Consider the following 19,023-nt stretch of genomic DNA (forward strand, 5'->3'; position numbering starts at 1 on the left):
TCGAGTCAGCCTTTTTCCATCTTATAATGAATCTGGATTCACATTCATTCTTCTCTTCACGAAGAAATACAAACCACCAAGAACAACTGCCCCGATAATCGCTGGCATAACATACGGCTGTGCAAATTCTTTAATATGTGCCCAGTTCTCTCCTAATACAGACCCTAGATATAAAAACAAAATAGTCCATGGAATAATCGCTGCAACCGTATAGAAAGTAAATTTAGCTGCAGACATCTTTGCAATACCAGCTGGAATTGAAATAGCATGGCGTACTACGGGTATAAAACGCGCTGTAAAAATAACCCCTGTTCCATACTTTTTAAACCATTCCTCAGATAAATCGATTTGTTTTTTATTAATTAAAATATATTTTCCGTACTTCTCCAAAACAGGTCTCCCACCGTAGTAACCTAACCAATAAAGGAATAATTGTGCAAGTGTGCCACCAATAGTTCCAGCAAGCACAGCACCAACCCACGAAATTTTCCCGAGCGAAATCATATATCCACCATATCCAAGTACAATTTCACTTGGAATAATTTCAATCATTAAGCCAAGTGCGATTCCAACATAGCCTAAATCTGTTAAAGCCATTAAAATCGTTAAAACAAAATCTGCCATTGTATCACCCATCATTTGATTTAGTTTTGTCCATTTTGTCCAATATGTTCAGTTTACAGCGGTAATTTTATAACTGCAACATTATCATCCTATATTTTTATAAAGTGGCTAAACGAAAGGCCAATATATAATGTCTATATTCAAAATTTACATTCTAATTTTCCAGGAGTATCATTATAGTAAAAAAATAGAATCAATTGGAATACAGGGGGCTTTTTGTCATGGCATTATTTAAACGAATGCTAATTGGACAACCAATGGAATCTACTAAGCTGTCAGAAGAAAAAATACCAAAATGGAAAGCACTAGCAGTCTTCTCTTCTGATGCCCTATCATCCGTTGCCTATGCAACAGAGGAAATTTTATTAGTTCTTTCCCTCATAGGTGTTAGCGCCTACTATTACTCTATTCCCATTTCCATGGCAATATTGGGATTATTATTAATTGTCACAATAAGTTACCGTCATATTATTTATGCATTTCCAACTGGCGGAGGTGCCTACGTAGTCGCACGAGAGCATATTAGCACCAACACCAGTCTTGTGGCTGGCTCCGCTCTAATGATCGATTACGTGTTAACAGTTGCGGTAAGTATTTCTTCAGGAGTTGCCGCGTTGCTCTCTGCATTCCCTGGCCTGATTCCATTCCGGGTCGAACTGGCTATTTTAATTATTATCGTTTTAATGATTTTAAACCTAAGAGGCATTCGAGAATCAGCAACAGTTTTTGCCTACCCTACTTACATGTTTGTCATCTCTGTCATGGGACTGCTCGTTGTTGGTGGGATTCATCTTCTACTAAATGGATCGACTGGATACGCACAAATCCCCCAACAACATACACTTGAACAAACGTCAACGGCTGGACTCTTGTATATTATTGCTCGGGCTTTTTCTTCTGGATGCTCAGCAATGACCGGTGTCGAGGCAATCAGCAACGGAGTCCCCTCATTTCGCAAGAATAGTGCAAAAAATGCTGCGATTACATTAATTGCAATGTCATTGATACTTGCAATTATGTTTGCTGGGATTACTCTTCTTTCAGCAGGATTTGGGATTGTTCCTGATAATAGTAAAACCGTAATTTCCCAACTTGCCGCTAGTGTTTTTGGAGATGGAGTCTTTTATGTTTTCTTTCAAATTGTGACGATGCTCATTTTAGTTTTAGCAGCCAATACTAGCTTCGCCGGCTTCCCACAGCTCGTATCCATTATTGCAAAGGATGGCTATCTTCCACGCAGTTTAGCAGCTAGGGGTGACCGACTTGTTTATTCCAATGGCATTATTTTGCTTAGTTTTCTTGCGATTGTCCTGGTCATTGTTTTTTCAGGGAACACCCATTCATTGATTCCGCTGTATGCGGTTGGTGTATTTCTTTCTTTTACTATTGGACAGTACGGATTAGTCAAAAAGCTATGGTTCGAGAAGCATCGCTTTTATGAAATTATAGCGATTGCAGTCGGAACCATTACAACTGGTTTAGTAACAATTATTACAGCCGTTGCCAAATTTACATCTGGCGCCTGGATCGTCCTAATTGCTATTCCGGTACTAGTTTTTATATTTAAAAATATAAGAGAACATTATGTGACGCTTGGTAAGCAGCTGAAGCTTGAAACGAAATTGGACAATTTTTCACCACCGACTCATGTCATCATTCCCATTTCAGGAATCAGCAAAACTGTTGACCAATCAATTGCTTATGCAAAATGTATTTCTTCGGATATTACTGTTTTTTCGGTCGTGTTTAATTCAACTCAGGAGCAAGAACTTAGGGAAAAGTGGCAAAAATGGTATCCTGATGTTAAACTTGAGGTCGTTTATTCACCTTTTCGGACAATCCTGCATCCACTGCTAGATTATTTAAACAAGCCAGAAAATCATCCGATTGGAACCTTTGTGACCATCTTAATGCCACAATTTATTACAAAAAAGTGGTGGCATATCTTATTGCATAACCAAACAGCCGCATACTTGAGATTCTATTTAATTTGGAAAAAGGATATTGTTGTCGCTACTTTGCCTTTTCATTTACGGGAGTAAGATTTTTTAGAGCGGACTTTCCCAAAAGAGCCAAGAGCTTAATTCCTAACAAAACAGACAGTGTGAGGGCTCTTCTTCTCCGCTTCATGGAAAATGGCAATTTGCCAAGTTCCACTATTAAGTAAAAAAAGAGAGCAACCCGTTACAATAGGGCACTCTCCGATCAGTTATAAATATTTCCGGTGAATCCCTTTCCCATCGTAAGAGTAGAGCATCGTTCTTCCCTCAATCAGCGTTTCCATATGAACACTTCTTCCCCATAACTGATAAATATACGGTAACACCTTCTCTAAATATTTAACGTCTAGCTCTACATCCTCGAACCAATGCTTTAAATATAATTCTCCATTTCTGCCAAAATCCCCATCATTGACTGTGATATACGGGAATCCCCCGTTTACCCTCATATTAACAAGTTGATCGCGAACATGCTCCCATTGCTTATCAACAATTTTGTAATCCTTTCCTTGCTTCTGAAACAAGTACATATCCTCTCTTGTAACGAGATCCTTTGTTAAATAATTACGAAGAAAAGAAATATCAGATTCAATTTCGCGAACCTCAAACAGCTTTTCACGCCCTGCATTCGGTTTTGCTCCACGTCTAATCATTTCTTCACTTGGATTATTGTAGCGCTCTTCAATATCCTCCAATACCTTCAATCCCAAATAATAAGGATTGATTCCTGTTCGTGATGGCTGAACGACCCCTGCATTGAGTTTTGCAAACTCAATTGCCTCACCAGGTGTTAATTCCATTTCTCGAAGAATTCGTTGATGCCAATAGGAGGCCCAGCCTTCATTCATGATTTTTGTTTCGAGCTGCGGCCAAAAATAAAGCATCTCTTCCCGCATCATCGTTAAAATATCGCGTTGCCATTCCTTTAGCTCTCTGCTATAGCTCTCAATAAAAAGAAGCAAGTCCTTTTCCGGCCTTGGCGGAAATTTATGGACCTTTTTTGACTCTACTTTTTTCTCATTTCTTCCATCGAGGTTCCATAAATCATCATATGGACTTAAGTTTGGTTGCTCTGCACTTTCCTCCAGTTCATCCTCCATCGACCAAGCCAACTTTGGTCGCATTAACGATGGATCAATATGTTCCTCAATCGCTAAAACAGCGTCTAAGAAAGTTTCAACATCGTGTTTACCATATAAAATTTCGTACTTGCGAATTCGGTCAGCTGTGGCAGCCATGCTTTCAACCATGTCGCGTTTTGTATTTTGGAACCGAATATTATTTTTGAAAAAATCACAATGTGCGAGAACATGAGCGACAATTAATTTGTTCTGGATTAGCGTATTCGAATCAAGTAAAAAGGCGTAACAAGGATCTGAATTAATGACCAGTTCATAAATTTTTGATAAGCCAAAATCATAATGAAGCTTCATTTTATAGAATTGCTTCCCGAAGCTCCAATGTGAAAATCTAGTTGGCATTCCATATGCTCCAAAGGTGTAGATGATTTCTGAAGGGCAAATTTCGTAGCGCATTGGGTAAAAGTCTAATCCAAACCCTTTAGCAATTTCAGTGATTTCCCCAATCGAATACTCCAATGCCTTGCGTTCACTATCGTTCAAAGCTCTCTCCCCTTCTTCCTCCTTAACACAATGTATGACTGAAAAATGGGAAAGATGAGATTGATTTCACAGAGTTGTTTATTTTAATAGAAAAAGCTTAGAAATTTTAAGGTATTCTCTTTTTTGCTTCAACTGCAAGCATGAGCCCAACTAATTTATTTCGAGTCCATTCTTCCTGAAAAGAAGATAATGGTGGACTAGTTTCTTCGACTAAAGGACAAATTTCTATCGTCATTCCCGGTTTATGAAAGGTTGTAATAAACCAATCCGTAAATCCCGCTCCTACTGCGTTCTCCTCTGGCATTCCTAGCTTATAACCTGTTAGAAGAGACACTTTTTCGGCAAAATATTGATCTCGTTGAACCTGACTACCATTTTGGAAATTCCAGAATATTTCCCTTCCAGATGAATGGTAAGAAACGGCTATCATCGGGCTAACTTTCATTGTAAAAGAAGTAATCGCCTTTATTTCACTTGCTTGGATTGGAGCCTTTCCTTTATAAAATTGATACCACGGAAAGGGAACGCCTCTCAGTTCTCTCCAGCCTGCCGGATACTGCCGATTCAAATCAACCCCAACACCATTAGCTTTCCATTTCGTAAAATCAGGAGAATATCCATTCATTTCAAAAATGTTATCCTGCATTTTGTTAGGAACCCCACCTAGTCCTTTTTGCTGGATTTCCACACCATCCGGGTTTAGCATCGGCACAAACCAAATTGCTATATCATCAAAAATTCTCGTCGAATAAGGCCCAAAGGCTTCATTTTGCTGATACCCAGCTGCATACTTCTCCATCATGGTCATTAAAAGCATAGTCGTTAACCATTCTCTGCCATGGTGGGTCCCGATTAACAAAATACCTCTTTTCCCTTTCCCGAGTTTAACAGCCCATATATTTCGCCCAAGCTCACTAAGACCGATTTTTTGGATTGAGATTGCTTCAGGGTATTTCCGTTTTAACGTATTTAAATCTTTTTCAAGCTGTTCATACGTATAGTCGTTATTATGTTTAATGTGCTGTGCAAATCCAATGCTTGGAGCAAGAAACAGGACTAATCCAACAAAAAATATTGAGATTTTTTTCCTCATTCGCTACTCCTTTTTTTCGTTGTTTATTTTAAATTTCCACAGCTATGTTAATTTATGCTGGTGCATATCTCCATACGTAAGTTCCAACTACTCCAATATTTACAGAGGAACTTTTCCTGAGATCGTCATAAACTAATTGCAACTCCTAATAAGGAGGAGAACATAATGAATAAAGTGGATTACGACCGAGCGCTATATTATACGCATCGGTCACAATGGGATAACTTACTACTATTAATGGTGCGCACAAAAGACCAATTTCTTTCGAAAAAAATCGAGCATTTCTTGCACGCCTATCATTTTGAGCATGACTACACGATGATTGAAAAAGAATTGTATTCTTTACTGAGATACATCGATCATGCAAATGAAACTGCAGCAGCATTTGTTTTAGACAGTCCTGCCTATCAACTGAACTAAGTAAAGAATTCCACAAAAAAACGGCATCCATTTTTTATGGATGCCGTTCTGTTTTTCACCAGTCTTATTGCACGACTGTTTCATTCATTTTCTTTTCAACAAGTTCCATGAATGCCTTTTCTACTTCTTCCAACTTTTGCTTACTTGCTTCAAGCGTTTCCGCATTAATGCCAAAATAAAATTTAATTTTTGGTTCTGTTCCTGAAGGACGCAAGCATACCCATGAACCATCCTCAAAAAGATATTTAATCACATTGGATTTAGGAAGGTCGATGGTTTCCGTACTACCATCAGCCTTTGTTCTAATGCCGAGTAAATAATCTTCTGACACTGCAACTTTAACATTACCTAGTTGTGTAAGCGGGTTGGAGCGGAATGCTGCAAGCGTTTGTTGGATTCGTTCTGTACCTTCCTTGCCTTTTAATGTTAAAGAACGAAGCCCTTCACGATAAAAACCATATGTTTCAAAAATTGATATTAATGCATCATATAAGGACATGCCTTTTTCCTTGTAATAAGCGCAAACTTCAGCCGCCAATAACACTGCTTGAATTGCATCTTTATCCCGTGCGAAATCACTAATTAAATAGCCATAGCTTTCTTCATATCCAAATAAAAACTTATATTGACCTGTTGTTTCATATTCCTTAATTTTTTCAGCAATAAACTTAAAGCCAGTTAAGACATCGATTGTATCAAGTCCGTATGCCGTTGCAATTGTCTTACCAATCTCAGATGTAACAATCGTTTTTAACACAACTCCATTTGCTGGTAAGGTGCCCTTTTCTTTTTTCTGTGAAAGAATGTAATGTAAAAGAATTGCACCTGTTTGGTTTCCTGTTAATACAACATATTGACCTTGATCATCTTTAACAGCAATTCCTAAGCGGTCCGCATCAGGATCTGTCGCAATTAAAAGGTCCGCACCAATCTTTTCTCCTTCTTTAATCGCAAGTTCAAACGCTGCATGCTCTTCAGGATTTGGACTTTTGACTGTTGAAAACTCTGGATCTGGAAGCTCCTGCTCTTTTACGATTGTCACGTTTTTATAGCCCATTGCCGACAATGCATTTCGTGCAGGAATATTAGCTGTACCATGCAATGGCGTGAAGACAATTTTCACATCGGAGTCTTGTGCGATTGTTGGATTTTCAGAAATAGTAAGTAAATTTTCTAAATAAGCTTTGTCCACTTCCTCATTAATCAGAACGATCAAGCCTTGGTCAATTAAGACTTTCTCGTCAACTACCTCAATCGCCAATTCATTGTCGATTTCGTTTACTTTTGCAATCACTTCATCCGCACTTTCAGGTGGAAGCTGCCCTCCATCCGGAACCGTAAACTTTATAACCGTTATATTCAGGTGGGTTGTGGCTTGCGGTAATAACAATTCCACCAAATGCGTTTAAATGACGAACGGCAAAAGACAATTCTGGTGTTGGTCTTAGCTCAGTAAATACATACGTTTTGATTCCACGAGATGCCAACGTTTTTGCTGCTTCCATTGCAAATTCAGGAGACTTATGGCGAGAATCATATGCAATGGCTACACCACGTTTTTTTGCTTCAATTCCATTTGATTCAATAAATGAAGCCAAACCTGCTGAAGCTTTTCGAACTGTATAGAGATTAATGCGATTCGTACCAGCACCAATTACGCCTCTCATACCACCTGTTCCAAATTCTAAATCTTTATAAAAAGCATCCTCAAGGATTTTTTCATTGCTTTGCATTTCCTCAAGTTGTGCTCTTATTTCTTGATCTAAGTTTTCTTCGTTTAGCCACTTTGCTGCTTTTTCTCTCCAATCCATAAAACGACCTCCAATTTATGTATTACAAGTATTATGTTCGCTATTTTCCCCCATACTCCTTTAAATACCTTCCGAGTTATTATGACAAATCTCGAAGGAATTCCCTATATTATTATAATTATCTTTCCCCATCGAAACAATATATCAATTAAATCTCCTAAAAATAGTAAAATAAAATATTTGAATTCAAGACAATTTATTTTACAATCAAACCAAATTCCCCCTATAATCATTGATAAAGCATAGGACAGGAGTAAGATAAATGAATAATAATCAGACAAAACAACGCGAAACACTGCTATTTACCGCTTGGGCTGCATCGGTGATTGCAATGCTTGGCAGTCTCTATTTTTCGGAGGTCCAAAAATTTGAACCTTGCGAACTTTGTTGGTATCAAAGAATACTCATGTATCCAATGGTCATTATTTTAGGAATCGCAGTAGTAAAAAAGGATGAACGGATTTCCTTTTATACAATGATATTATCAGCCATTGGCGCACTAATTTCACTGTATCATTATTCAATCCAAAAAATTCCGTTTATGGCTGATAATGCAGTAAGTTGCGGAAGAATTCCCTGTACAGGTCAATACATCAATTGGTTTGGATTTGTGACAATCCCGTTTTTGGCACTGGTTGCGTTTGTGACAATTTTCGTTTGTAGCTTGTTGATATGGAAACAAGTAAGGGGGCAGCAATCATAATGAAGAAAGTTCTTATTTTTTTAGTTATTATCATCGCGATATTTGGAGCCATATCATTCTTAACCAATTCAAAAAACGAGGAAAAAGCTGAGGATAATCCTTATCACAAAGAAACTTTAGATCCACAGACAATCGCTCAGCTAGACGATCCCAATTATCAAAATCTTATCCTACCTGATGAATTAGAAAAAAAGCTCAATAATAAAGAAGATGTTACTGTATATTTTTATAGTCCCGCTTGTACACACTGTCAGCGAACCACCCCTGAGTTAGTTCCTTTGGTTGAAGATATGGGAATTAATTTAGTAAAATACAATTTACTTGAGTTTGAACAGGGCTGGGATGACTATAACTTAGAATCAACACCTACTATTGTTCAGTTTAAAGCTGGCAAAGAGACGGCAAGAATAGTAGGATATAATGAGCCGGAAGTATTTGAAGCGTGGTTCAATCAAAATACAAAATAATACAAAGAAAGGCTGACAATGTCAGCCTTTTTATATTAAGTATTGATTTGCTGGTTGACTATAGATACTTAGCATTTCAACCTTAATCGTTTCTCGATGAAAGTGATGATACGAAAATGGAAAATGCATGCCCATTTCCAAAAGCATGCTCGCATTCTTTTCAAAAATGACCTTGTATTCATCTTGTAGCTCAACTGTTTCTAAAATAGAGATAATCGTTTGCAAACAGGTAATCAGGAGATAGGCATCTCTTAACGTTGCAAAACCTTCAAAGTTACTAGTTGGCTGTAATACTTTTTCCCGCTCAAACCGCTTAATCTCATCATCATGAAAAAAGCGAGGAAAGATATTTGAATAAAAATATTGAACAAGCTCCTGTACCTTTGTTTCCTGTCCGGGAGTTGATGCAAAAACAATCTTCACAAAAAAACCACCTTTAACAAACCTTTTCTTCAGATACAATAAGAATAGCATAATTAATAAAAGATTTATGGTGGTAATTATACCCACGGTCACGGTAATTTTTAACGATTTTTACAATAATTTTATCGTTCTTACATGGAGGTAATGATATGAAATTTCAGCGTAAAGGTCCATGGCTAGAAACTATTGTTAGCCAGGAATGGAATGGACTCACAATTGACCAAATCCTTCGGGATGTATGGAATGGACCTAAAAAGCAAATACACCAGCTAAGAATGGAAAAAGGAATTCTTATTAATGGCGATCACGCAATCTGGTCAAAACCACTTTGCCTTGGTGACATCATCCAAATCAAGTTTTTTTCAGATGAAGAATTTGGAGTGATACCATCCTACATCGATATCGACATCCTGTTCGAGGATGATCATTTACTTGTTGTCAACAAACCATCTGGACTTGATACTCACCCTAATGAACCTGGTCAATCCAATACTTTAGCCAATGCAGTCGCATTTTATCTTCAATCAAAGGGTGAATTTCGTAAAGTTATCCATATCCACCGACTAGATAAAGACACCACTGGGGCAGTTCTTTTTGCCAAACACGGCTTTGTAGGATCAATTTTAGATCGAATGCTTGAGGAAAGGAAAATACAAAGAACATACTTAGCCTTAGTTAGCGGATTGATAAAGAAAAAAAGAGGAACAATAAATGAACCAATTGGACGAGACCGTCATCATCCAACGAAAAGAAGAGTATCACCAACCGGTCAAAAAGCGGTCACCCATTACCAAGTCTTAAAAATATTTCCAAAAACAAATTGTTCATTAATCCAATGCAGTTTAGAAACAGGGCGCACTCATCAAATTCGTGTTCATCTTAGCAGCATTGGTTTTCCACTTATCGGTGATCACTTATATGGAGAAAAAACAACCTTAACAAGGCAAGCGCTCCATGCAGCCAAGCTAGCCTTCGTCCACCCTTTTACTGCGGAGAAAGTGGAATGTCACGCTCCTTTTTTAGACAACCCAGCCATTTTTCCTCCCGATTCTTTTCAATTAATGAAATGATTGTGCAACCGACACATTAAGTCTTTCGTGTCGGTTTTTCTTTCAATGAGGTTTATTTTTAGATAGATTCCTTTTCATATTTACTTCCTGTTTTGGAAAACATAATAGTAATTTCTTGAGGTAACGTTCACCTTTACAATTCCTTTACATTCGAAAGAAATATTAAGTTTTTGTAAATTTTATTAACACACTCTTTTCAATTTCGACATTTTTCGGATACAATATTTCGGTTGAGATTTTTTTAAAATTTCGTTAAAAAATAATGGGGGTTCAACCATGGCTTTTAAAAAGAAGGACAAATTCGCAGTTATTTTAAGTAATATTTCCGCTAATTTAAAAGAGAGTGCTGATTTTTTCGCTGACTATAAGCTTAAAAATGTAAGTGATTTAAAAGTTTTCTCTGAGAAAATGAAGGAATACGAAACAAAAGGTGACTCATTCATTCATGAGGTAACAGTGGATTTAAATAACGCCTTCATCACACCAATAGAACGTGAAGATATTCTCCACTTAGCGATGAGTATGGATGACGTCCTTGACGGAATCGAAGCGACAGCTGCGCTTTTTGAAATGTACTCTATCACCCAAGCTGATGATTTTATGGTTAAATTCGTGGATTCCATCCGTGGTGCTGCGATTGAGATTGATAAAGCAGTCGATTTATTGTCTACAAAAAAGCTGCTTAACATTCGTGACCACGCTATCAAGATTAAAGATTATGAATCAAAATGTGATGGGATTTTACGTCAATCAATTAAGCATTTATTTGCTACAGAAAAGGATCCAATCCGGATTATTCAATATAAAGAGATTTATGAAAACCTTGAAGATATCGCTGATTACTGTCAAAGTGTTGCCAATACACTTGAAACCATTATTATGAAAAATGCATAAGGAGCCTAGAATTTTATGGATTCAATGTTAGTACTTACGATTCTTATCGTTGTCGGGGCCCTTTCATTTGATTTTATCAATGGGTTCCATGATACAGCGAATGCTATCGCGACATCGGTTTCGACAAAGGCATTAAAACCGAGACATGCGATTGTATTAGCAGCTGTCATGAACTTCCTTGGTGCAATCTCCTTTACTGGAGTTGCCAAAACAATTACAAAGGATATTGTCGATCCATTCACGCTTCAAAATGGTTCCCTTGTTATTCTAGCTGCACTGATTGCCGCTATCTTTTGGAACCTATTAACATGGTATTATGGTATTCCTAGTAGCTCATCCCATGCACTGATCGGTTCCATTGCAGGTGCTGCGATTGCTTCTGCAGGATTAGGTGTGTTACATTACGCTGGATTCTTGAAAATTATTGAGGCTTTGATTTTATCGCCAATCCTAGCTTTTGTTGTCGGCTATGTCGTCTACAGTATCTTTAAAGTGGTCTTTAAGAATCTCAACTTAACCAAAACTAATCGAAATTTTCGGATATTCCAGATTTTCACTGCTGCATTACAGGCATATACACATGGTACAAATGATGCACAAAAAGCAATGGGGATTATTACGATGGCACTGATCGCAAATAATTACCAACAAACCGATGATATTCAATTATGGGTTCAAGTCTCCTGTGCGATTGCGATGGGGCTAGGAACATCGATTGGTGGCTGGAAAATTATTAAAACGGTTGGTGGCAAGATAATGAAAATCCGTCCTGTTAACGGGGTTGCTGCCGATTTAACAGGGGCAATGATTATTTTTGGTGCAACTTATATTCACCTTCCTGTTAGTACAACGCATGTTATCTCCTCTTCAATCTTAGGTGTAGGTTCATCACACCGTCTCAAAGGAGTAAAATGGGGTACAGCACAGCGAATGCTGGTTACATGGGTCATTACATTACCAATATCAGCATTAATTGCTGCAATTAGCTACTATGTATTAAGCTTATTCTTTTAATTAAAATTAAAATGCTTAGCGATTCCTTAGTCGCTAAGCATTTTTTATACTGGGTCAAATGTTAAGGGGTTCCACCTAAAAGATGGAGCCCCTTTTATTCTGCTTATTTTTTTAATACATCATGATCGACATAACGTGTTCCATTTAGTTCACTGATTACGTTAATGGCTACCTTTGCTCCATCCCCAGCTGTAATGATTGTATGAACACTAACTCCTGCTAAAGTACCAGCTGCCCAAATATTCTTTTTGTTCGTTTTACCAGATTGGTCAACATCCACTACTGTTTTTATTCTTGGCTCTGTGCCTGGCTTAGTGGCCACACCAATTTTTTCAGCTAAATCCGTTAAAGCACCTGTTGCTAGAATGACATGCTGCGCATTGTATGTCCCCTGCTCTGTTTGAATTGTATAATTTCCATTGTCTTCCGTTACACCACTCACTTGCTCTTGTTTATACTCAGCCCCAAATTTTTTAGCCTGATCTTGTCCAACTTGAAGTAAATCCTGGACCGGAAATGGCGTCCACACCGTAATGATTTTCCATCCAAGCCCGAGCTGTCATGCTTTTTCCGTGATCTAGTAAAAGTGTCTTTTTCCCAGCCTTTGCTGCAAATAGTGCCGCACTTGCTCCAGCTGGACCAGCACCGATAATCGCAATTTCATACATATTTATACCTCCTAGGTTAATGGAAATTATTTGATAATCATAACTTTAAATTAATTAAAATGAATTGTAAAACCATCTGCTTAAAAAAGAGTAACTTCTAACTATTACTTCTTATTTAATCCAAATCATCATAATTATTATAAGAGGACAAGTTAGGGTGATGTTACATGATGGAAAGAACAATGGCAGTTTTTTTTGGAAGCCTGTTGATTGGACTTGGTATTAATGGATTTTTGGTCCCTCATCATCTGCTTGATGGTGGAATGATTGGGATTGGGCTCATTATTCATTATTACTATGGCTGGCCAACAGGTTTAAGCATGATTCTTCTTAGTATTCCCCTCTATTTATTGGCATGGTATTATGATCGGCAATTTTTTTACAATAGCTTACATGGCTTAATTATTTCTTGTCTTTTTATTGATCTGCTCGACTTCGTAAATGACCAATTTTATTTGAGCATCGTTTGGAGCTCTATTCTAGGTGGAATCCTCGTTGGCTGTGGAATAGGTTTAATGCTACGTTATAAAACCAGTACAGGTGGAACTGATTTATTAGCTCAGCTAATTGGGAAACTTATTTCGATCAATGTGGGTGTGTTAATTTTTATGATTGATGGAATAGTGATTATTAGCGGAATGAATATTGTTGGGTTGGAGAAATTTTTATACTCGTTTATTACGATTATTTTTGTAGGAATAATGACTTCACTAACAGTCATGAAATCAACGTCTTCATATTAAAATTTACGAAAAGAGGCAACCGTTATCGGCTGCCTCTTTTTTATATCTTGACTCTGTTATCTTTGTCGTTGATTTCCGCTCCAGGTGCTCGCTTTCCGCGGGGCGGGCGGTGAGCCTCCTCGTCGCTAACGCTCCTGTGGGGTCTCACCAGTCCCGCTGCTCCCGCAGGAGTCGAGCACCTTCCGCTCCAATCAACATTGTGCCAAAAATCAACATTGAGCTTTAACATAGCCTAAAACTTAAAGTTCATCTTGATAATATTGGCTTTTTTTAATGTATCATAAACGATGACCATTGCTGGTCCAATAAAGACTCCAATCAATCCTAGAAGCTTAAAGCCTATATATAAACTGATTAGCGCAGCAAGCGGCGAAATTCCTAAGCTGCTGGAATAAATCTTCGGCTCAACAATTCTTCTTACAACGGTAATAACAAAGAATAATACAATTAAACCAATCCCGAGGAAGTGATTTCCTTGTAGGATCGCAACGATTGCCCAAGGAACTAAAACAGAGCCCGTACCAAGTATCGGCAAAATATCGACAATAACGATTAACAGGGAAAGTACGGCTGTATAGGAAACCTGTAAAATTGACAGCCCCACAAAAGCCATGATAAAGGTAATGACACTTAAAATAATCTGCGCCTTAATAAACCCAATTCCAGCTTTGCTTAATTCAGTGGTCACCACATAAACCTTCAACTTCGTTTGATCGGTTAGATATTTTTCTAGCTTCACCTTAAGCTTTGGTAACTCTAAGCTAATCATAAATAATGCAACTAAGTAAATTAACACTTCAATTAAAAAACCTGGAATAATGGTTAAAATGTTGATGATATATTGAACTAGGCCTTGAAAAAAGGAATCTAGTGTATTAATAGAGTTTTCTACAGTCTTTTCAATCGACGAAATGACTTCATTCGGAAGGCTTTTTGAATAAAATTCCCACTTTTTCATTAAAGGCAGAATGACTGAACGATAAAAATCCTTAACAAATGTCGGTGTTTTTTCTGATAATGCGATTGTTTGCGTTGTGATAATAGCAATCATATTAAAGCCTATCACCAAAAGCATAAGTACATATCCAGTAAAAACCGTAATAACTGATTGAAGTCGGCTTAGATGTAATTTGTCGTTAAACCACTTAACTAGGCCCTCAAGCAAAACCGCTGTAATTAGGGCAAAAATCAATGGCAAACTATAGGGTAGAACAATAATTGCTAGTAAAATCCCGATGGTAATAAATGTCCATTTTTTCCACATTTAATGCATAACGCTCCTTATTTTATCCTCAGCTGAGGCATTATATCGTCTAAATTAATGTGAATCGATCACCTTTATTGTTACTTTTTTATTTTACTATACTTTGCAGGGGTATGACCTATTTAGAAGGGAAAAACTTATCTATTTCCCTTTTATGAAGATCAATTTTTCGTTTTATCAATCAATTTAGAAAATTCTTTATTGACCGACATGTTTCGCGAAGATATTATAAAAATGATAATAACAATTTAAATACATACACAACTGGTCGAAGTTAATTATTAATGACTTAAATAGATGAAAGAGATGATTGTATTGAAGAGTCCTAATACTTTTGAACGAAAAATTATTTTATATGCCGCCACTGGCGCTATCTTATTTGGATTGCTCCATTTTTTTCATCAAAATCTTTTTCCAATGTACCACCCAAAATACTATACAAGTCTACATATCATCCTTGAATTTTTTAGTATTTCTATTTCAATTACAATTTTCAGTTACGGATGGAAGGTTTTTTCTTATTCAAAATCGAGACGTTTATTGTATTTATCCTTTGTTTTCTTAACCATCGGAATTCTAGATTTATTCCATACGTTATCATTTAAGGATATGCCTTTTTTTATTTCAGAGGGCTCAGTCGATAAATCCATTTGGTTTTGGCTTATTAGCAGACTTACAGGTTCAAGCTTAATCATGTTTATCATTCTCTTTCCTGAAAAAAGATTAAAAAAAGATCCGAGGGTCCCATTAACCATTCTATCTGTGTTGTTTATCTTTCTCGTCTCTTATTTCATATTCCATTTTGAAGAGAACTTACCGGTTTCAGTAATCGAGGGATCTGGTACGACCATCATAAAAAAAGGGATAGAATACATAGTTAGTTTTATTTATTTGGTCTCAATCATCATTAACTTTACACTTTATCGAAAAACCAAAAAAACCTCTGCCCTTTATGTTATGTTGTCGTTTTATTTTCTCTTACTCTCTGAATTGATTTTTACAATGTATCATAGCATATATGATTTTGATAATGTTACTGGACACCTTTTTAAAGTAATTGGCTTCTTCTTTATTATGAAAGGGTTTTATTTTTCGACAATCTCTGAAGATAAGATTGCCGAAGAAAAAATTAGACGCGCCAGACAAGAGCTTGATGAAATTATTTCTGAGCAGCAAGGGATTATTTTTAAAATTATTAAACGTGGAGATGACTTTATCCATACATTATGTAATGGTGAACTCCTTCATAAAATCGGGATCGATCCTGTTGACATAAGAACTAAAAAGCTTAAGGATATTCTACCCGACAATGCAGAAATTCTCCTTTATCACTATCATCATGCCTGGAATTCTGGACAAAAAGTCACATTTGAAATGGATATAAACGATATTTCTTTATTTTTTGCTCTTAAGCCAAAAATTACTGAAGGAAAGGTCACAGAAATTATTGGGTCGGCAACGGATATATCCAAATTAAAACAAATGGAGGAAATGGTTAGGAGCACAGAAAAGCTTGGAGTACTAGGCGAGCTAGCTGCTGGAATAGCTCATGAGGTTAGAAACCCACTAACAACCCTTAAGGGATTCCTTCAATTAATCCAAAATGATACCGATAGGCAAAACCAAGTTTATATTAAGCTTATGTTAGAAGAAGTCGACAGAATTGAACAGATTACGAATGAGTTTATGGCAGTGGCTAAACCACAATCGCTTTTGTTTAATCCTGAAAATGTCATTTCAATTATTTATCAGGTAGTAGCTCTACTTCAACCCCAAGCCCTGTTGCATGGCGTTGAGATTACCGTAAAAGAAAATGGTACAATTAAGCCCATTTTTTGCGAAAAAAATCAACTGAAGCAGGTCTTTATTAACCTTATTAAAAATGCCTTTGAAGCAATGCCCAATGGAGGCACACTATCCATTACGATTACAGAACAGGATCAGAATTGGATTGATATTGAATTTGTCGATAATGGCTGTGGGATTCCAGAGGAAGCATTAAAGAAATTGGGTGAGCCATTTTTCACGATGAAAGAAAAAGGAAATGGGCTTGGATTAATGATGTGTAAAAAAATCATTGAACAACATCATGGGAAGATTCATGTAACGAGTACCATCAGTAAGGGCTCTAGCTTCAAAATAACATTACCTGTACATTCAGAATAATGGATAAGAACAAGGTCAACGGCGACCTTGTTTTTCTTTTTCTGCTATTTTTCCGAGGACGTATGTTTCATTTTTTCCTCATCCTTTTGTTTTTTTGTAAAGAACGGAAGTGGTTTACTATTAATGGTTAACCACATTAATACTGGACCGAGAAAGTTAAAAATAAATATAAAGATGACAACAGACCAAACAAACCATTGTGCATTTAATATATTCCTATATATCCACCAATGATAAAAATCCATCACTACATTCACCCTACATTCTTTTTCTCATTGTCCCCCCAACATTTTTATTCATACATTTCCATCAATTGGGTAACCATATTATACGAATGTGAGAAATCATTTTATTAGGAGTGTACCGATGAATGAGACGACTAATAAGAAGCTTGAAGGTCAATTTCAATTAAGCCTTGAAAATAATATTTCAACGATAAGTGAGATTCTTGAAAAAAGTGTTGACCTTGCTCAGCGAGATATCATTTTTCATTCACAGAAAAAAATTAAAGCGGCTTGTTTTTATACCGATGGCTTAGCAAATACTGATGCAGTTGAGAAACTTATAAAATCGTTATTATACAAAGCTTATCAAATCCATCCCGTAATGGATGAAGCCAATGACCCTACAAAATTTGTTGAAGTGTTAAGAAACACTGTTATGGAAACAGCCTCGCTCAAAATAATTTCAAAAATATCTGATGGGATTGATGCGATTCTATCGGGGGATACCCTTTTGATGATCGATCACTCAGATAAAGCATTTGTTTCCTCTACGCGTGGCTGGGACACCCGTAGTGTTGATGAACCACAAACAGAGCAGGTTGTTAGAGGACCAAGAGATGGTTTTTCCGAAAGTATACGGACGAACACAGCATTAGTCCGCAGACGGATCCGCGATCCACAATTTCGGATCGAAGGAATGCAAATCGGGACTAAATCTAAAACAGATGTAAATATTGCTTATATAAAAGGAACGGTAAAGGAAGGCTTAGTGGATGAGATAAAAAACCGATTAAACAGGATAAAAATTGATGCCATTCTCGAAAGTGGCTATATACAAGAATTAATTTCTGATGCTCCCTATTCACCTTTTACTACCATTCAATGTACAGAGAGGCCAGATAAAGTAGCTGCTGCTATTTTAGAAGGAAGAGTAGCTATTTTTACAGATAATACTCCCTTTGTTCTCATTGCTCCAACCTACTTTTGGCAGTTACTACAAGCTAGCGATGACTATTATGAAAGGTACATGGCCGGTTCGTTTTTTAGAATGATTCGATTTTTGGCATTCGTAATAAGTTTAACGTTACCGTCGGTTTTCGTCATGCTCGTAAGCTTCCATCAGGAAATGATTCCGACCCCCTTTGCTTTGACGATTGCATCTGGTCGTGATGTTATTCCCTTCCCTGTTCTACTTGAAGCTCTAATCATGGAAATCTCTTTTGAATTAATGAGAGAAGCAGGTTTACGAATGCCAAAACCTATTGGTCAAGCTGTAAGCATTGTAGGCTCATTAGTCATTGGACAAGCAGCCGTTCAAGCGGGAATTGTTTCACCATCAATGGTCATCGTTGTTGCCGTGACAGGGATAGCATCATTCGCCATCCCAAATGGACCAGCAGCCTTTTCCATCCGCTTAATTCGATTTCCACTGTTAATTGCTTCTGGTACGTTAGGCTTATTAGGATTTGCGGTTATCTTTGCCATTTTGGCTTTACACGCTATGTCTTTGCGTTCGTTTGGAGAATCGTACCTAGCACCAGCCACACCCTTTCAGCCAGCTGATCAAAAGGATTCAATCCTTCGCTTTCCTTGGTGGAGTATGAAGCATCTTCCCCAGCTTGCCAACGGAAACAATACTGATCGTGTGGGTGATCATTTGACTCCAAAACCTCCACTTGACGGAGAACAAGCAACACAAGCACAGGAACAAAATAACAATAACAATCAAAAATTACAGGAAGAAAAAAAATCCTCACCGAAAAATAGCTTGTTTAAAAAAACAGCGAAACTTCGAAAACGTACTTGGAGGAAATAAG

The 19,023-nt window shown here is 37.2% G+C and carries 16 protein-coding genes and 2 pseudogenes; 10 read left to right on the forward strand and 8 right to left on the reverse strand.

Annotated elements, in window-relative coordinates; all coding sequences use genetic code 11:
* Positions 1–21 precede the first annotated feature (21 nt).
* Positions 22–624, reverse strand: a complete 603-nt coding sequence (locus tag RGF10_RS20640; RefSeq protein WP_318505400.1) for an undecaprenyl phosphate transporter UptA — start codon at positions 622–624, stop codon at positions 22–24.
* A gap of 221 nt (positions 625–845) precedes the next feature.
* Here RGF10_RS20640 and RGF10_RS20645 point away from each other — a divergent pair, with 221 nt between their 5' ends.
* On the forward strand, positions 846–2,666 hold the full coding sequence (locus RGF10_RS20645; RefSeq protein ID WP_318505402.1) for an APC family permease: 1,821 nt from the start codon (positions 846–848) through the stop codon (positions 2,664–2,666).
* Positions 2,667–2,833: 167 nt separating this feature from the next.
* Here RGF10_RS20645 and RGF10_RS20650 read toward each other — a convergent pair whose 3' ends face one another.
* Together RGF10_RS20650 and RGF10_RS20655 are read right to left on the reverse strand one after the other, a co-directional pair.
* Positions 2,834–4,246 (reverse strand): SpoVR family protein, encoded by a 1,413-nt coding sequence (locus RGF10_RS20650; RefSeq protein ID WP_318505404.1) that lies wholly within the window; start codon positions 4,244–4,246, stop codon positions 2,834–2,836.
* A 106-nt stretch (positions 4,247–4,352) separates the two neighbouring features.
* Complete coding sequence (locus RGF10_RS20655) at positions 4,353–5,339, reverse strand: M14 family zinc carboxypeptidase (protein WP_318505406.1); 987 nt, start codon at positions 5,337–5,339, stop codon at positions 4,353–4,355.
* Between the two features lie 165 nt (positions 5,340–5,504).
* Here RGF10_RS20655 and RGF10_RS20660 point away from each other — a divergent pair, with 165 nt between their 5' ends.
* Positions 5,505–5,759 (forward strand): YhdB family protein, encoded by a 255-nt coding sequence (locus RGF10_RS20660; RefSeq protein WP_318505407.1) that lies wholly within the window; start codon positions 5,505–5,507, stop codon positions 5,757–5,759.
* Positions 5,760–5,823: 64 nt separating this feature from the next.
* Here RGF10_RS20660 and RGF10_RS20665 read toward each other — a convergent pair.
* A pseudogene (locus RGF10_RS20665) lies at positions 5,824–7,570 on the reverse strand (phospho-sugar mutase).
* A gap of 262 nt (positions 7,571–7,832) precedes the next feature.
* Between RGF10_RS20665 and RGF10_RS20670 the strand changes: the two are divergent.
* The gene (locus RGF10_RS20670; RefSeq protein WP_318505409.1) at positions 7,833–8,273 is read left to right on the forward strand and encodes a disulfide formation protein C; all 441 of its coding nucleotides are present in this window, start codon (positions 7,833–7,835) and stop codon (positions 8,271–8,273) included.
* A complete protein-coding gene (locus tag RGF10_RS20675; RefSeq protein ID WP_318505410.1) occupies positions 8,273–8,740 on the forward strand; it encodes a thioredoxin family protein in 468 nt (155 codons plus the stop codon). Before RGF10_RS20670 ends, RGF10_RS20675 begins: the two co-directional genes overlap by 1 nt.
* Before the next feature lie 30 nt (positions 8,741–8,770).
* On the opposite strand, the gene RGF10_RS20680 is transcribed toward RGF10_RS20675, so the two are convergent.
* Positions 8,771–9,163, reverse strand: coding sequence for a DUF5365 family protein (locus RGF10_RS20680; protein WP_318505412.1), 393 nt, complete (start codon positions 9,161–9,163; stop codon positions 8,771–8,773).
* A 149-nt stretch (positions 9,164–9,312) separates the two neighbouring features.
* Between RGF10_RS20680 and RGF10_RS20685 the strand changes: the two genes are divergently transcribed.
* From RGF10_RS20685 to RGF10_RS20695, 3 genes are all read left to right on the forward strand, one after another.
* Positions 9,313–10,233: an RluA family pseudouridine synthase gene (locus tag RGF10_RS20685; RefSeq protein WP_318505414.1), complete on the forward strand. Its 921-nt coding sequence runs from the start codon at positions 9,313–9,315 to the stop codon at positions 10,231–10,233.
* Positions 10,234–10,509: 276 nt separating this feature from the next.
* Positions 10,510–11,127, forward strand: coding sequence for a DUF47 domain-containing protein (locus RGF10_RS20690; RefSeq protein WP_318505416.1), 618 nt, complete (start codon positions 10,510–10,512; stop codon positions 11,125–11,127).
* 15 nt (positions 11,128–11,142) lie between these two features.
* Positions 11,143–12,141 (forward strand): inorganic phosphate transporter, encoded by a 999-nt coding sequence (locus RGF10_RS20695; protein WP_318505419.1) that lies wholly within the window; start codon positions 11,143–11,145, stop codon positions 12,139–12,141.
* Between the two features lie 103 nt (positions 12,142–12,244).
* Here RGF10_RS20695 and RGF10_RS20700 read toward each other — a convergent pair.
* Positions 12,245–12,809 (reverse strand): annotated as a pseudogene (locus RGF10_RS20700) (FAD-dependent oxidoreductase).
* Positions 12,810–12,976: 167 nt separating this feature from the next.
* Between RGF10_RS20700 and RGF10_RS20705 the strand changes: the two are divergent.
* Entirely contained in the window at positions 12,977–13,552 is a 576-nt protein-coding gene (locus RGF10_RS20705; protein ID WP_318505421.1) for a YitT family protein, read from the forward strand.
* Positions 13,553–13,784: 232 nt separating this feature from the next.
* Here RGF10_RS20705 and ytvI read toward each other — a convergent pair whose 3' ends face one another.
* On the reverse strand, positions 13,785–14,816 hold the full coding sequence (gene ytvI, locus RGF10_RS20710) for a sporulation integral membrane protein YtvI (RefSeq protein WP_318505423.1): 1,032 nt from the start codon (positions 14,814–14,816) through the stop codon (positions 13,785–13,787).
* A gap of 315 nt (positions 14,817–15,131) precedes the next feature.
* Between ytvI and RGF10_RS20715 the strand changes: the two genes are divergently transcribed.
* A complete protein-coding gene (locus tag RGF10_RS20715; protein ID WP_318505426.1) occupies positions 15,132–16,982 on the forward strand; it encodes an MASE3 domain-containing protein in 1,851 nt (616 codons plus the stop codon).
* 44 nt (positions 16,983–17,026) lie between these two features.
* Here RGF10_RS20715 and RGF10_RS20720 read toward each other — a convergent pair whose 3' ends face one another.
* Entirely contained in the window at positions 17,027–17,227 is a 201-nt protein-coding gene (locus tag RGF10_RS20720) for a hypothetical protein (protein ID WP_318505428.1), read from the reverse strand.
* A gap of 121 nt (positions 17,228–17,348) precedes the next feature.
* Between RGF10_RS20720 and RGF10_RS20725 the strand changes: the two genes are divergently transcribed.
* Positions 17,349–19,022: a spore germination protein gene (locus RGF10_RS20725; RefSeq protein ID WP_318505430.1), complete on the forward strand. Its 1,674-nt coding sequence runs from the start codon at positions 17,349–17,351 to the stop codon at positions 19,020–19,022.
* Position 19,023 lies beyond the last annotated feature (1 nt).

Source organism: Bacillus sp. T3, from assembly GCF_033449965.1.
Taxonomy (GTDB): Bacteria; Bacillota; Bacilli; order Bacillales; family Cytobacillaceae; genus Bacillus_BU.

Excerpts from the sequence above, each read along its gene's own strand:
- RGF10_RS20640 (WP_318505400.1), bottom strand. The coding sequence starts at position 624 with ATGGCAGATTTTGTTTTAACGATTTTAATGGCTTTAACAGATTTAGGC.
- RGF10_RS20705 (WP_318505421.1), top strand. The coding sequence starts at position 12,977 with ATGATGGAAAGAACAATGGCAGTTTTTTTTGGAAGCCTGTTGATTGGA.
- RGF10_RS20695 (WP_318505419.1), top strand. The coding sequence starts at position 11,143 with ATGGATTCAATGTTAGTACTTACGATTCTTATCGTTGTCGGGGCCCTT.
- ytvI (WP_318505423.1), bottom strand. The coding sequence starts at position 14,816 with ATGTGGAAAAAATGGACATTTATTACCATCGGGATTTTACTAGCAATT.
- RGF10_RS20660 (WP_318505407.1), top strand. The coding sequence starts at position 5,505 with ATGAATAAAGTGGATTACGACCGAGCGCTATATTATACGCATCGGTCA.
- RGF10_RS20690 (WP_318505416.1), top strand. The coding sequence starts at position 10,510 with ATGGCTTTTAAAAAGAAGGACAAATTCGCAGTTATTTTAAGTAATATT.
- RGF10_RS20720 (WP_318505428.1), bottom strand. The coding sequence starts at position 17,227 with ATGGATTTTTATCATTGGTGGATATATAGGAATATATTAAATGCACAA.
- RGF10_RS20675 (WP_318505410.1), top strand. The coding sequence starts at position 8,273 with ATGAAGAAAGTTCTTATTTTTTTAGTTATTATCATCGCGATATTTGGA.
- RGF10_RS20645 (WP_318505402.1), top strand. The coding sequence starts at position 846 with ATGGCATTATTTAAACGAATGCTAATTGGACAACCAATGGAATCTACT.
- RGF10_RS20655 (WP_318505406.1), bottom strand. The coding sequence starts at position 5,339 with ATGAGGAAAAAAATCTCAATATTTTTTGTTGGATTAGTCCTGTTTCTT.
- RGF10_RS20685 (WP_318505414.1), top strand. The coding sequence starts at position 9,313 with ATGAAATTTCAGCGTAAAGGTCCATGGCTAGAAACTATTGTTAGCCAG.
- RGF10_RS20725 (WP_318505430.1), top strand. The coding sequence starts at position 17,349 with ATGAATGAGACGACTAATAAGAAGCTTGAAGGTCAATTTCAATTAAGC.
- RGF10_RS20670 (WP_318505409.1), top strand. The coding sequence starts at position 7,833 with ATGAATAATAATCAGACAAAACAACGCGAAACACTGCTATTTACCGCT.